The sequence below is a fragment of the Corynebacterium sp. A21 genome (genome assembly GCF_052266655.1).
Taxonomy (GTDB): domain Bacteria; phylum Actinomycetota; class Actinomycetes; order Mycobacteriales; family Mycobacteriaceae; genus Corynebacterium.
The window spans coordinates 1-13067 of record NZ_JBQPQY010000002.1; the positions used below are offsets into that span (position 1 = coordinate 1).

The 13067-nt window shown below is 62.9% G+C and carries 14 protein-coding genes; 6 read left to right on the plus strand and 8 right to left on the minus strand.

Annotation, left to right across the window (positions count from 1 at the left end; genetic code table 11):
- Nucleotides 1-252: 252 nt before the first annotated feature.
- The 4 genes from ACTU46_RS04160 to ACTU46_RS04175 all read left to right on the plus strand — a co-directional run bounded on the left by ACTU46_RS04160 (nt 253) and on the right by ACTU46_RS04175 (nt 2151).
- On the plus strand, nt 253-804 hold the full coding sequence (locus ACTU46_RS04160; protein ID WP_443379483.1) for an SRPBCC family protein: 552 nt from the start codon (nt 253-255) through the stop codon (nt 802-804).
- A 5-nt stretch (nt 805-809) separates the two neighbouring features.
- Nucleotides 810-1361 carry a TetR/AcrR family transcriptional regulator gene (locus ACTU46_RS04165; RefSeq protein ID WP_443379486.1) on the plus strand — a complete coding sequence of 184 codons (552 nt, stop codon included), beginning with the start codon at nt 810-812 and terminating at the stop codon, nt 1359-1361.
- A gap of 71 nt (nt 1362-1432) precedes the next feature.
- A complete protein-coding gene (locus ACTU46_RS04170) occupies nt 1433-1927 on the plus strand; it encodes a DUF2975 domain-containing protein (protein ID WP_443379488.1) in 495 nt (164 codons plus the stop codon).
- Nucleotides 1927-2151 (plus strand): helix-turn-helix domain-containing protein, encoded by a 225-nt coding sequence (locus ACTU46_RS04175; protein ID WP_443379491.1) that lies wholly within the window; start codon nt 1927-1929, stop codon nt 2149-2151. The genes ACTU46_RS04170 and ACTU46_RS04175 overlap by 1 nt, the downstream gene beginning before the upstream one ends.
- Before the next feature lie 70 nt (nt 2152-2221).
- On the opposite strand, the gene gltX is transcribed toward ACTU46_RS04175, so the two are convergent.
- The 3 genes from gltX to ACTU46_RS04190 all read right to left on the minus strand — a co-directional run bounded on the left by gltX (nt 2222) and on the right by ACTU46_RS04190 (nt 5749).
- Nucleotides 2222-3703: a glutamate--tRNA ligase gene (gltX, locus tag ACTU46_RS04180; RefSeq protein WP_443379494.1), complete on the minus strand. Its 1482-nt coding sequence runs from the start codon at nt 3701-3703 to the stop codon at nt 2222-2224.
- Nucleotides 3704-3728: 25 nt separating this feature from the next.
- Nucleotides 3729-4709 (minus strand): alpha/beta hydrolase family esterase, encoded by a 981-nt coding sequence (locus ACTU46_RS04185; RefSeq protein WP_443379497.1) that lies wholly within the window; start codon nt 4707-4709, stop codon nt 3729-3731.
- Between the two features lie 107 nt (nt 4710-4816).
- Nucleotides 4817-5749: an alpha/beta hydrolase family esterase gene (locus ACTU46_RS04190; RefSeq protein WP_443379500.1), complete on the minus strand. Its 933-nt coding sequence runs from the start codon at nt 5747-5749 to the stop codon at nt 4817-4819.
- Between the two features lie 60 nt (nt 5750-5809).
- On the opposite strand from ACTU46_RS04190, the gene ACTU46_RS04195 reads away from it, so the two are divergent.
- Nucleotides 5810-6928, plus strand: coding sequence for an isochorismate synthase (locus ACTU46_RS04195; protein ID WP_443379503.1), 1119 nt, complete (start codon nt 5810-5812; stop codon nt 6926-6928).
- A 22-nt stretch (nt 6929-6950) separates the two neighbouring features.
- Here the strand turns inward: ACTU46_RS04195 and ACTU46_RS04200 are convergent, their stop codons facing one another.
- From ACTU46_RS04200 to ACTU46_RS04220, 5 genes are all read right to left on the minus strand, one after another.
- Nucleotides 6951-7595 carry a class I SAM-dependent methyltransferase gene (locus ACTU46_RS04200; RefSeq protein ID WP_443379506.1) on the minus strand — a complete coding sequence of 215 codons (645 nt, stop codon included), beginning with the start codon at nt 7593-7595 and terminating at the stop codon, nt 6951-6953.
- Between the two features lie 22 nt (nt 7596-7617).
- A complete protein-coding gene (locus ACTU46_RS04205) occupies nt 7618-8424 on the minus strand; it encodes a fumarylacetoacetate hydrolase family protein (protein ID WP_443379509.1) in 807 nt (268 codons plus the stop codon).
- Between the two features lie 334 nt (nt 8425-8758).
- Nucleotides 8759-9424 (minus strand): exonuclease domain-containing protein, encoded by a 666-nt coding sequence (locus ACTU46_RS04210; RefSeq protein WP_443380392.1) that lies wholly within the window; start codon nt 9422-9424, stop codon nt 8759-8761.
- A 2-nt stretch (nt 9425-9426) separates the two neighbouring features.
- A complete protein-coding gene (locus tag ACTU46_RS04215; RefSeq protein WP_443379512.1) occupies nt 9427-11283 on the minus strand; it encodes a DUF294 nucleotidyltransferase-like domain-containing protein in 1857 nt (618 codons plus the stop codon).
- 182 nt (nt 11284-11465) lie between these two features.
- On the minus strand, nt 11466-12305 hold the full coding sequence (locus ACTU46_RS04220) for a GDSL-type esterase/lipase family protein (RefSeq protein WP_443379515.1): 840 nt from the start codon (nt 12303-12305) through the stop codon (nt 11466-11468).
- Between the two features lie 252 nt (nt 12306-12557).
- On the opposite strand from ACTU46_RS04220, the gene ACTU46_RS04225 reads away from it, so the two are divergent.
- Nucleotides 12558-12734 carry a hypothetical protein gene (locus ACTU46_RS04225; RefSeq protein WP_443379518.1) on the plus strand — a complete coding sequence of 59 codons (177 nt, stop codon included), beginning with the start codon at nt 12558-12560 and terminating at the stop codon, nt 12732-12734.
- Nucleotides 12735-13067 lie beyond the last annotated feature (333 nt).

Genomic DNA, 13067 nt, shown 5'->3' on the forward strand with positions numbered 1-13067 from the left:
CTGTGTTGCCAATTACACCATAGGCCATTGAAAATCAACGTTTCGGGTTGCCCGCCGCGCTGTTCAACGAGCATTACCTTAACCGCAACGGTAGATCAGCGGCAAATCCGCAGGTCAGACACTCAGAAGTGGGCCTGCCAGAACAGTGTCCCGCGGAGATCCTCCGCAGATTCACATCAAGCCACCCCTTTTACAAAGTGGCTAACAGTGTTAGCCTGTGGGCAGTTTCCCCAAACTTCCCAGGAGCAACCGATGAACATGCAGCTTCACCGTCAGCCCCCTGTCCGGAAAACCCACCGAACCCGCAACATCGCCATCGGCGCCGGAGCAGTTCTTCTTTTCCTGCCCGCAGCCTCCTTCGGATTCAGCCACTTCTTCCCCGCCACCACCATCCGCGAGATTGAGATCAATGCCTCTCCCGAGCAGGTCTGGGAGGTGCTGACCGATTTCGAGAGTTATCCAGTCTGGAATCCGCACATCATCACCATCTCCGGCACTCCCGAGGTCGGCGAGAAGTTAGACGTCGAGATCACTGCCGGCGGCTCCACCATGCGCTTTAACCCCACCGTTCTGACCGCCGAGCCCGGCATTGAGCTGCGCTGGTTGGGCCAGGTCCTGGTGCCCGGGCTTTTCGACGGCGAGCATTCCTTCACCCTGACGGAAACCCCGGCCGGCGGCACCCGACTGGTCCAATCCGAGAAGTTCACCGGAATATTGGCCCCCACCGCCCCGTTGATCATGGATTTGGGCGCCTCTTTTGAAGACGCCAATCAGGCACTGCGCGACCGGGCGGAGGAACTCTAACCCCGATGCAGGCACCACACTTCGATGCACCCACCGGCCGCCTGGCCGAGATCATCGATACCGCCCGAGATCTGCTGGAGGTGCATGACTGGCCAAAGCTGAGCACCCGCATGCTTGCCGACACCCTGGGGATCAAGGCCCCCTCCCTGTACAAGCATGTCCGCCACAAGGAGGACATCGCCGCCCACCTGGCCACCGCCGCCTTCATCGAGCTCGGCGGTGCCCTGCACCGGTCACTTGAAAGCGGCGGCGGTGCCGTGGAACTTCTGGCGGAGTACCGGCGGAGGGCGAAGTCGCAGCCACATCTCTACCGACTTCTCACCGGCACCGGCTTTCCCCGCGAGCAACTCCCCGAGGGTCTGGAGGAATGGGCCGGGACCCCTTTCTTCCTCGCCGCCGGCCAGGATCCGATCCGGGGCCAGGCCCTGTGGGCCTTCGCCCACGGGATGGCCATCCTCGAGATCGACGGCCGTTTCGCCGGCCCCGATGGCGACTCACCAGCCGTCGGAGCCTGGGAGGCAGGCGCCCAAGCGTTGGGAGAAGCCCCCAGAGACTGATCCCCAAGTATTGCGCAACCTATCGACTTTCGATATGTTTCTATCAAGTATCGACAATTGAAAGGTCTGCCATGAACCCCTTTATGCTCCTGGCACTGCGCATCATCTTCGGGACCAGCTTCCTGATCATCACGGCGGTGCAGGTACTCCTGATCATCAAGCTGATCGCTGATGGCCAGGACCAGGGCGAGCTCTCCCCCATCCCGCTGGTCATCCTGGTCATCCTCATCCTCGCCGGATTGTGTTGCGTGCAGGTGGTGATCGTCTGTCTGTTCAAACTGCTGCATCTGGTGGCCCACAACCGCATATTCAACCGCGAGACCTTCCGGTGGGTGGACACCATCGCGATCGCCATCGCGGTCGCCGCGGTACTCGTGCCGCCGGCGGCCTATATCCCCGCCGAGCTCGACGATGCCCCCGGCCTGATCCTCGTCAGCCTGGTGTTGTCCATGCTCATCTTCGGGGTGGCACTGCTGGTCTACGTCCAGCGCACCCTGCTGGCGCAGGCGGTCAACCGCGATGTGCAGGCCCGTCAACTTGAATCCGAGTTGGACGGGGTGATCTGATGCCGATCATCGTGGACATCGACGTGATGCTGGCCAGGCGGAAGATGGGGGTGGGGGAACTCGCCGAGCGGATCGGAATCACCCCGGCTAATCTCTCGGTACTCAAGAACGGCCGGGCCAAGGCGGTACGCTTCACCACCCTGGCGGCGCTCTGCGAGGTGCTTGAGTGCCAGCCCGGGGACCTGCTGCGCTGGGAGCCCGGGGAGGATGCCGGGGAGCATTAGTCGCAGCGTCGATAAGCGAACTCAACGGCCGCCGGGAGACTTCTCCCGGCGGCCTTGTGGACTTCCTGTACTACTCCGCAGCGACGTACGGGGTGGCGGCGCGGGCCGCCTGCAGCCGGGTCAGCGTGGACTCACGGCCCAGCAGCTCCATGGACTCGAACAACGGCGGGGACACGGCCTCCCCGGAAAGCCCCACGCGCAAGGCACCGAAGGCGACGCGCGGCTTGAGCTCCAGATCCTCAATCAGTGCCTTGTTCAGGGCAGCCTCGATGTCCGGGGTGGTCCATGCGGAGACTCCCTCCAGGGCCGCGATGCCGGCATCCAGCGGGGCAACGGCAGCTTCCTTGAGGTTCTTCTTGGCGGCCTTCTCCTCGAGGACCAGGTCCTCATCGGCGGTGACCAGGAACTTCAGCAGGCCCCAGGCATCGCCCAGGGTCTTGATGCGGGTCTGGACGAGGTCGGCGGCAATGGTGAACTTCTCAGCCGGATAATCGACCGGGAACTCGGTGAACTCACTCAGGTAGGCGCGCAGTCGCTTCTCAAATTCCTCGGCGGGCAGCAGCCGGATCTGGTCGGCATTGATGGCCAGCAGCTTCTTCTCATCGAAGCGGGCCGGATTGCCCAGCACATCGGCGATATCGAAGTTCGCGATGAGATCCTCGACGCTGAAGATGTCCTGATCAGCCGAGAGCGACCAACCCAGCAGCGCCAGGTAGTTGAGCATGCCCTCCGGGATAATGCCGGCATCACGATGCTTGAAGAGGTCGGACTGCGGATCACGCTTGGACAGCTTCTTATTGCCCTCGCCCATCACGAAGGGCATGTGGCCGAACTGCGGGGTGAAATCGGTGACACCGATGCGCTGGAGCGCCTCGTAGAGAGCCAGCTGACGCGGGGTCGAGGGCAGCAGGTCCTCGCCGCGCAGGACATGGGTGATCCGCATCAGCGCATCATCGACCGGGTTGACCAGGGTATAGAGCGGCGCACCGTTGGAACGGGCGACGACGAAGTCCGGCTGGGTCTCGGACTTGAACTCCACCTCCCCGCGGACCAGGTCAGTCCAGGACCAGTTCTTCGCCGGCATGCGCAGCCGCCAGACCGGCTTGCGGCCCTCAGCTTCGAAGGCAGCGACCTGCTCCTCGGACAGCTCGCGGTCGAAGTTGTCATAGCCCAGCTTCGGATCGCGGCCCGCGGCCTTGTGGCGCTCCTCGACCTCTTCAGCGGTGGAGTATGCCGGATAAACCTCACCGGCATCGATCAGCTGCTTCAGGATGTCCTGGTAGAGATCCATCCGCTGGCTCTGACGGTAAGGCTCATGCGGGCCCCCCTTGAGCACACCTTCATCCCAGTCCATCCCCAGCCACGTCATCGCCTCGACGATGGCCTGGAAGGACTCCTCGGAGTCACGGGCTGCATCGGTATCTTCAATGCGGAGGACCAGTTTGCCTCCGGTGTGCCGGGCGTAGGCCCAGTTGAACAGTGCGGTGCGCACCAGGCCCACATGGGGGGTGCCGGTGGGCGAAGGACAGAAACGTACGCGAACTTCAGACATGCCCACTATCGTAGACCAGCCGAGCTCACTCCCCGACGGCACGCTGTGCCGAAAGAAACGCCCAGGTCTCATCGGCGGTGGCGGGATCTATGTACCAGTCGTGGAAGCCACCGTTGACCCGGATATGTTCGGTGGGAGCCTCGCAATCAGGTGACTTCAGTTGATCTGCATTGTCTCCGAGTGGCGTCGAATCAGCCGGCTGTGCTGCACAACCGTTGCGCACCGCCTGCTGCCGCATCACCTCCTCGACCCCGAGATAGCGCGTGTCATGGAGGATGCCGCCGCCGTAGTTCAGCAGTTCATCCTCGGTGCCGTGGATGATCTGACTGGCCATCGGGGTGGCAGCACAGCCCTCGTAGATCCCCTCATAGAAGGCCCCGGAGACCGCGGCTACCCCGGCCACCAGATCAGGGGCATGACAGGCCAGTTCCAGCGCCATCCCGCCGCCATTCGACATCCCCACAGCGTAGATCCGCTCGCGGTCCACCGGCATCGCCGTTGCCAGCTGGGCCACCACCGCGCGGAGGAAACTGATGTCCTCCTCCTCCGTGGTCTCGGCGTAGGGTGCTCCCGCCCAGGCGTCGGCGACTCCGGCGGGATAGACCACCACCGCCTGTGAGGCAGCCGCCGAGGAATTGAAGCCCGCATAATTGAGGAAGTTCTCCGGTGGATCGGTCCACCCGCCCATCGCCAGCAGTACCGGCAGCGGCTCCTGGGGATCTGGTCCAGCGGGCATGGAGTAGAGGTAGCGCCGTTCCCGCCCGTCCGGCATCGTCAACGTGACGGTGTTCGTGGTGCCGGGTGCCGCGGCGGTCAAGGCGGGAACGAAGTGCGCGATCTCCTCCTCGCTCAAACCGACCGGCTCAGAAGCTGCGGTGGTGGGCGACGCTGGGGGTTGCGGAGTGGTCTCGGTAGGCGGTGTCTGTATGGTCTTTTCCGGGGGCTCACCGCTCTCACCGCTCTCGCCCTGTTGCACTGCCACCAAGACGAGGACGCTGCTGAACATGGCAAAACCAAGAAGGGACAGACCCTTCCCGAAATTCAGTTGCCGGTACACACGCAGTGAGCGTAGTGCGATGCACCTTATTTGTCAGGCCCCGGAAACCGGCGGCCTCAGCGCGACTGGCGGGAAAGAAACTCCCACGCCACAAAGGCGGAGTAGCTGGGCCAACCATGATCCCTGGACTCCGCGAGGACGAACTCGGTCTCCCGCTCGCAGCCCTGACTGACATGGGCGGTGACCCCCGGGGTGACAGGTCGGGGCAGCGGATTGCCCTCACAGCCGTTGATCTGGGCCCAGGTCCGCGCCATCGGCCGGGCCCCGACGTAGGGAGCACCATGCGCGGTAGCACCGTCGATCAGCGATAGACCGTCATCTCGCGAGTGGATGATCATCGTCGGGACGGCCTGATTGAGGCACTCCCCGGACACCGGGGTGCCCGGGTTGTAGTAGATGCCGGAGACACTGGCGACCCCGGCCACCAGGTCCGGGGCGTAGCAGGCCAGTGCGAGGGAGAAGCCGCCACCGTTGGAGTGGCCGATGGCGTACACCCGGCTGCGGTCGATGGCGTAGTCGAGCTCGATCCGGTCGATGATGGCCCGGGAGTAAGCGATATCCTCCGCGATCTCGGTCACCGCATAGGGTGCCCCGGCGAATGCCCCGCCCTCACCGCGGGCATAGGCGACGATGGCGTCCGAGGCGATCTGCAGTCCGGTATCCGTCGACATGTGCTCTGGGCTGATGAATCGGCCGGGATAGGCCAGCCACACCGGGTAGGAGCGGGTCGGGTCATAGTTCTCCGGCAGTGAAACCAGGACGTCACGGTTCCCGAATCCGGGCACCGGAACCTCCAGCCGCTCAGTGATGTCCGGGAAGATCTCCGGGAATCCGGGGTAGTCGATCTCCTCGGAAGAGGAGATCGGCAGCGAAGAACTGGAGGAGCCCGAGGACAGGTGCACCGACTGCGCCTGGGCCGGTGGAGCGGCCGCCAGTCCCAGTGTCAGCAGTCCGGCAGATATGAGGGAAATAAATTTAATATGAGCCACCTGAGCATGTTCGGCGACCAATAAGGTTTTGGCAAACCAGGGCCGCTAAACTGATTGACCATGCACGAACAACGACCACCGACCGCGCCTGATTTCCTCCTCTCCCGGGCCCATGGATCGGTACGTACCCAGGGGGCCCGCGAGACCTTCACCAACCCTTGGGAAGCAGTGGATGCCCTGCACCGCGGTGGTCTGGAGATGATCGTCGGAGCCCTTCCCTTCGCCCGGGAGGACCCGGCCGCGCTGACTGTGCCGGAAAAGATCATCCGGGAGGATGGCCCCCTCGAGCCACACTCCTATTACCGCTTCGGGCCAGGCAGCAAACTCCATGCCCGGCTGCTGAGTTTGGACCCGGCCCCGGATGAGCACCTGGACCGAGTCAACGCGGCCATCGGTACTATCCGCAATTCCCGCCTCCAAAAAGTTGTCTTGGCCCGCGCCGTGGAAATCGGCTTCGATCCGCCGGTGGACCCCCTGCTCGTCGCCGCCCGGCTGATCAACAACTCACAGAACAAGGACGGCTTCATCGCCGACCTCAGCCCCGCCGGCGGCGAATTTGAGGGACGGATGCTTGTCGGCTCCTCTCCCGAGGTGCTGATCAAGCGTCAGGGCTCCACCGTCACCGCCTATCCCCTGGCGGGCTCCGCAGCCCGCCACCCCGACCGTGACCGGGATGCCGTGGTGGGCCAACAGCTGCACACCTCCGCCAAGGATCTGGAGGAACACTCCTACGTGGTTGATCACCTGCGGGAACACCTCTCCCCGCTGTGCTCTCGCCTGGATATCCCGGCACACCCCGAGCTGACCCGGACCAATGAGATGTGGCACCTGGCGACCCCGATCACCGGCACTCTCCAGAACCCGACGACCAGCGCCCTGGAACTGGCACTGCGGGTCCATCCCACCCCGGCGATCTGTGGCACGCCCACCGACGCCGCCGAGGATGTCATCCGGCTGGCTGAATCTGACCGCGGTTTCTATGCCGGTGCCGTCGGCTGGTGCGATTCCGCCGGCGATGGCGAATACATGGTGGCCATCCGTTGCGCGGAAGTATCCAGGGACGGCACTACCGCCCGGGCCTGGGCCGGCGGCGGCATCGTCGCCGACTCCGATGCCCAGCAGGAATTCGATGAGACCACCGCGAAGCTGCGGACCATCATGCGCTCGCTGGGACTCTAAGCTGGACCCTTTCTGACGCTGCTCAGGCGAGGCGGGTGGCCACCAGCACCACATCATCGCGGTGATGGGCTCCCGCCCCACTGCTCACCTCCCGGGCCGACTTCGCCAGTTTCTCCACCCGGAAGTCCGGCCCCAGCTGTTCCGCGAGCCAGTGCGGCAAGATGATCCCCTGGGGCCGGACCGACTCCCCAGGACCGAAATCATGGTGGAGAAGGAACAAAGTGCCCCCGACTTTCACCGCCCGGCGAAGTGCTTCAACCGTCTCGGTGGTACGCGACAGCTGCCCATAAGAGCAGGTCAGCAGATCGAAACCTGACTCACCATGGGAGGGGAAACTCGCCTCACGAACCCGGGCACGCAGGCCGGTGTTCGCTGCGCTCGCGGCGTCGATAAGCGCCCGGGTGCGCGCCACTGCGGTGGGCGCATGGTCAATGCCGAGGGCATCCCAGCCGCGTAATGCGAGCCAGAGCAGATCCGCCCCCTCACCACAGCCGATATCGAGCACCCGACCGGGTTCCAGAGACGAAAATTCCCGCACCAACGCCTGATTCGGTGCCCCTGACCAGCGCGGTTCCGTCCCCCGGTAGAAGCTTTCAGCTTCGGCCGGGGCGTGGTACTCGGGCGGTTCGGAGAGGTGATCAGAGTGCTGATGCGGGAGGTTGGCCATGCGGCCAGATTAGCCTGGGATATCAGGCGTTGGCGACCGGGTTTCCGAGCTTACCGATGCCCGGGATCTCGATCTCGATGAAGTCTCCGTCAACCATGGCCTTGGTGCCGGCCGGGGAGCCGGTGGCGATGACATCGCCCGGGAGCAGCGTCATCGAAGCGGTGATGAACTCGATGATCTCCGGCATCTTCATGATCATCTGGCTGGAGTTTGAGTCCTGCAGCAGCTCGGTCTTGCCCTCATGGGTCAGACGTGCCTGGATCACCTGATTATCCAGGTCAATGGCATCGAGGTCGGTCTCGATCCAGGGGCCGATCGGGCCGAAGGTGTCAATACCCTTGGCGCGGGCCCACTGGCCATCGGCGAACTGCAGATCACGGGAGGAGACGTCGTTGATGATGGTATAACCGAGAACCACGGACTTCCAGTCTGCGGCCTTGACATTCTTGCAGGGCTTGCCGATGACGACAGCCAGCTCACCCTCGAACTCCACCTTGGTGGCGAAGCTGGGGATCTTGATGGCGGCACCGGGGCCCACCACAGAGGTCGGCGGCTTGAGGAAGAGGGTCGGCGGCAGGGAATCCGCGGACTTCTGAAAGACCTCGGCGACGTGATCGGCATAGTTGCGGCCGATGGCGACAACCTTGCTCGGCAACATCGGGGCCAGCAGGCGAACCTCATTCAGCGGCCACTCGCGGCCGGTGTAGGTGGGCTCGGTGAAGGGGGTGCCTTCAATTTCCTTGGCGGTCAACTGGGCATGGTCATCACCTTCGCCGGTGATCGTGCAAAAACACATTCCATCAGGGGTGGCAATTCGTCCAAAACGCATGAGGCTCATTGTACAACCATCAACAAACTTCACATGCACCACCCTCGGGAAATAGCCAGCCATTCGCCATGCAAACCACAGGATTTGCAAGATTTACAAGTGGCTTAACCAGCGCTTCCCTGCCCCCGGGGAGCAGGTGAGGCAATGGTCACACTAAGGCAATTCGGCGACGAAACTGCCGCAAATACACTAATGCGTAGCGCATGATCCACGACGCTCATCACCACCATCCCGAGGGACACACTGGCGCGGGCCGCGGGTCGACGCCGATCCTGGCGGGGACGGCAACAGTCTCCGGGCGGTGAGGCGCTGTTCCTGGGTGGTGAGCCGCGGATCAGCCCTCCAACTGCTTCAGCCGCTCCAGCGAAGATTCCGGGAGCTGGGCCAGTTGTGCCAAAAAAAGCTCCGCGCAGGCCAGGGCATCACCGAGCGCGTTGTGGTTGCCATAACGCGGCAGCCCATAGCGCTCCCGGACCCGGGCGAGCCGGAGATCCTCGCCCCGGGGATAGGTGGACATGCGTTCCATGTGCCGGCGCTCCAGCGCGAAGGTATCCACGATGGGAACTTTGAGTCCGGCCCCGAAGTGACGTTCACAGGCATGGGAAAGGAATTCCTGCTCCAGGGTGGCGAAGTGCGCCAGCATCGCACGACCCTGCAGCGCCTCAAGTAGCTGCTCCAGGGCGTCCTTGTGGCTAATTCCTGCCGCGATCTCATCATCGGTGAGCTGGTGGATCACCGCCGAGGGCCCCACACTGAACCCCTCATTTCCCCGCAAGATCACATAACCCGCCCCGGAGAGGTCAATGACTCCGGCGTTGACGGGAACCCACCCGATGGACACCAGCTGATCCTTGCGGGGATGGAGTCCGGTGGTCTCCACATCCACCGCCAGCAGGTTGAGCTCCGCCGAGAGGGTCTCCGCGGTCGGAGGTGCCACCTCATAGAACGTCCGCAGGGCTCCTTCTGCCCGCTTGGCCGGGTCACGCCAGCGAGAAAACACCATCAGATATTCCTGACCGGGTAGCGGGTGGCCAGCGCATTCTGCATGCCTTTGATGATCTGGAAGGCATCCCGGAGATGCTCCCGGTCCATCTTGCTCAGCTGCTTGGGGTCAATATTGTAGTCGGGGTGCTGTTTATTGCGCAGCTGCTGCGTCTGGTGCCGGAAAGTGACGGAGCGAAGAAACTCGAAGGCATCGAGCAGATCATTGGCCCCTCGTTCCGAGACTGCCCCGCCACCGGCCGACAAGCTCAGCCTGGCCCGGGTGCCCAGCGCCACAATGCCATCGTTGAGGGAGAAGAGCCGCGCCATCTGCACGATGCCGGCGGTGCCACCCTTCTTCACGTTGAGGGTATTGGTGTACTCGCCGCTGCGTTCCACCACCAACCCTCGGAAGAAGCCGAGCGGAGGTTCTCGCCGCACCGCCAGCGAAGCCAGGTGCGCCTGCATCCGACTGGCGCCGGAAGCCATCACCACCGCTGCGGAATGGACCTGCTCCCCCAATGAAAGCTCACCGTGGATGGCACGGAGATCGAAGAAGGTCTGGGCAAAGAGCAGGGCATCCGGATCCGGGGCGGTGACCCAGAGATGGAAGGCATCCTCCCACTCGCTGATGGTCTTGCGCCACTCCGGATTCATGGCCATCATGTCGCCGGGGCAGAGCACCTGCCCGGCGCGATCCAGCCCCCGGCAGACGAACTCACTGAGCTCGGCGAAGTAGGCCCCATGCGCGGCGTCCTCATAGGAATCATCGAGGATCAGGACATTGTCCTGGTCGGAGGCGAAGCCCATCTCATGCCGCCCCTGGGACCCGACCACTGCGAAGGCATAGGGCACCGGCGGTTTCCCCAGCTTCTCCTCGGCCAGGGTGAGCAGCCGGCGGGCGATCGCGTCGGCGACAATCGTCATGAGCCCTGCCGTCTCCTCTGCGGAGGCGCCGCGTTCAAAGAAGCGCATCCCGATCTCAGAGGCCTGGGTGTAGGAACCGGCAAGTTCCTCGGGTGAGGATCGTCGGGCGACATCTGCGGTGAGGTAGATCGGATCCTGACGCATCAGGCGCATGATATCTGCGGAGGTGACGATTCCGGTGACCTGCCCGCCATCGACGATCGGCAGATGGTGGATCCGCAGTTCCGTCATGATCAGCATCGCTTCAAAGGCCAGGGTGTCGGAGGTACCGATGCGTGGGTTCATGGTCATGATCTCCCCGACCGGCAGATCTATGTCCAGGCCCACGGCCACCACCCGGCCGCGCAGGTCCCGGTCGGTGATGATGCCCTCCAGGTTCTCTGGTGCGCCGATCAACAGGGAGGAAACCCGCAACTCCTCCATCTTGATGGCGGCCTGCCGGATACTCGTGTCCGCCGAGACAATCACCGGTTCCGGGATCTTGAAACCCCCGAGCCGGGTCCGCAACACTTCGGCGGAGGTGTCCTGGCGAAGTTCATCGGCCACCGCCCGAATCCGGCGGGACTGGCTGGAGAAGTAGCGTGCCAGATCGGGGTGCCGCTGGGCGAGCTCCTGGAAGTCAGCTTCCGGGAGGTTGAGCAACAGACAGTCCTCCACTGCGATCATGGTGTAGCGCGAATTCGATTCCCCGGACAGGGTGGAATAGCCGAAGGAGCGCCCCGCATCACGGCGGTCCAGCAGCACCCCGTCCTCATCGACCAGGTCCACCGCCCCGGATCGGATGATGAAGAGCTGGCCATTGGGCTCACCGATGCGCAGCAGCGTATCTCCCCGCCGCGCATAGCGCATGGTCATCTTGGCCGGCAGCTGTGCGAGTTCCTCCTCCGGCAACCGGAGAAAGGGCTCAATCTCCGCCAGGAAGGCACGGACCTCCTCAAGTTCAACGATCATGAACTGAGCTTATCGCCCAGGTTGGGTGCCCGGAGCGGTTATCGACGCCCATCTGGGCCCGGGCTGGTTCCCGAGGGCAGGGAGGGACTCCGGTAGGCACCTGCGGGTGAGCATGGTGCCGATCATCGGGAGCTCGGCCGGGGCCGCCTTGAGCCTTCATAGGTTCGGCATTGTGCTCGCTCCTATCTGGCCGCGATAACTCCTGCGACGTACTCGTGGCCGCGGGCATTGAGATGGATCGGCAGCTTGCCCGGTCCAGCGGCAACGTCAACGAGCCCGCCCCACATACGGTGATTGTCCGGGGCACAGGTGTCATTATCGGCGGTGGCGGCCTTGAGGTCGATGAACTCGGTGCTGGTGAGCTGCGCCAGGTCGCGCTGCATATCTTGGACGAGCTGCTCCCAGGAGCCGATTATCGGGAGATAGGTGCGGTCATGAAGATTACCGCCGATATGCACAAGACAGAGGAAGTCCCCGTCAGCGATGCTGGCATAGCCGATGGTCTGGATGCGTGCATGCGGTGCCGCAGCCTTAATCCTCGAGATCTGCGGGATCATGGTATCGATAAAGCGTGCCTGGATCTCAGCCGGGGAGAAATTCATGTTGCGGTAAATATCATTGAAACTGATGCTCACCAGGACTCGCTCGGTAGCCGGGTTCAGGGTGCCCTCAACCAGAGCACGGTCAACCTGAGCGTCGAAAGTCGCGGCCGAGGGGGTGAAGGACGTGGCTCCGACGCAGGAATAGTCCTGGGCCTCGATATCCAGCTGCTGTGCAGCCTGGGCGGCATAACTGCGGTCAGAGGTCGCACATCCGCCAGCGGAAGGCGTTATCCGGGAAGCGCTCAATTTTACCTGGAAGTGCTCCAGGAAAGAGGCATCGGCGATATCGGAATCGCCAAAAATCACCAGGTTGCGTTCTCCTGCCTGGACGGGCGCAGCCACCGCGACCAATCCCATGACAGTAAGCAGTAGTCCCGTCAGCAATGCGAACAGTCGACAGCGGAGACCTTTCAACAGCACATGTTCTCCTTTGGTGGACGGTTCTTCAAGGGACGGTTCGCGCTGAAAGAGCAGTGAAACCACCATCGATAGAGAAGCCATATTGGAAGCGGGGAGTCGCCGACATAATGAATTCTTTTATCCAATCGTCTATTCAATCGTCAGCCCCCCACATCCCGCGACCTCAGCACTTGTAGACCCCCGAGATAACACTTTAAGAGCAACCTCCGGTTAGACCTGTGAAAACCTTCATATTTTTCCAAAAAGAACCTCATGGATCGGATACAACTCAGCAGCAACTACGCCACCGGGTTCGGTCTCCTCATCGGCGCGCTCGGCCTAGTCACCGCCGTTGTCGATGGTTCGGGAGGCGATCTCTGGGGCAGTTCCCTCGGGACACTCGAACAGCTCCTTCCGATCCTGGAAGAGCGCGCTCAGAACCAGCAGTAGAGCTTTTCCGCCAGATCACCGGTGGATCCTTCCCCTGCCCCCAGGCCTGAAGAGATAGACCATCTCCGGAGCCGCCCAGCTGCACCTGACCTCCCCCGATCCCCGGGGGATTAAACCGCTGGCATGGTTTTAACTGCCGCCTCATGAAAAGGACTTTTCCCAATGGATCTCCACCTCATCCCACCAGAAATCTTCTCCACCATTGTTGAAGGCGCCGTGAGCCTCTCAGCTCTACCTATCGCAATATCCTCATCGTCATGCTCATCGGAGGGATGGGCAACAATGCCCTGACTCCCCCGGCTCAGCTCAGCGCTGAGCTCATGAACCCGGTGA

Excerpts from the sequence above, each read along its gene's own strand:
- ACTU46_RS04200 (WP_443379506.1), bottom strand. The coding sequence starts at position 7,595 with ATGGCCAACCTCCCGCATCAGCACTCTGATCACCTCTCCGAACCGCCC.
- ACTU46_RS04175 (WP_443379491.1), top strand. The coding sequence starts at position 1,927 with ATGCCGATCATCGTGGACATCGACGTGATGCTGGCCAGGCGGAAGATG.
- ACTU46_RS04205 (WP_443379509.1), bottom strand. The coding sequence starts at position 8,424 with ATGCGTTTTGGACGAATTGCCACCCCTGATGGAATGTGTTTTTGCACG.
- ACTU46_RS04225 (WP_443379518.1), top strand. The coding sequence starts at position 12,558 with ATGGATCGGATACAACTCAGCAGCAACTACGCCACCGGGTTCGGTCTC.
- ACTU46_RS04165 (WP_443379486.1), top strand. The coding sequence starts at position 810 with ATGCAGGCACCACACTTCGATGCACCCACCGGCCGCCTGGCCGAGATC.
- gltX (WP_443379494.1), bottom strand. The coding sequence starts at position 3,703 with ATGTCTGAAGTTCGCGTACGTTTCTGTCCTTCGCCCACCGGCACCCCC.
- ACTU46_RS04170 (WP_443379488.1), top strand. The coding sequence starts at position 1,433 with ATGAACCCCTTTATGCTCCTGGCACTGCGCATCATCTTCGGGACCAGC.
- ACTU46_RS04215 (WP_443379512.1), bottom strand. The coding sequence starts at position 11,283 with ATGATCGTTGAACTTGAGGAGGTCCGTGCCTTCCTGGCGGAGATTGAG.
- ACTU46_RS04185 (WP_443379497.1), bottom strand. The coding sequence starts at position 4,709 with ATGTTCAGCAGCGTCCTCGTCTTGGTGGCAGTGCAACAGGGCGAGAGC.
- ACTU46_RS04160 (WP_443379483.1), top strand. The coding sequence starts at position 253 with ATGAACATGCAGCTTCACCGTCAGCCCCCTGTCCGGAAAACCCACCGA.
- ACTU46_RS04195 (WP_443379503.1), top strand. The coding sequence starts at position 5,810 with ATGCACGAACAACGACCACCGACCGCGCCTGATTTCCTCCTCTCCCGG.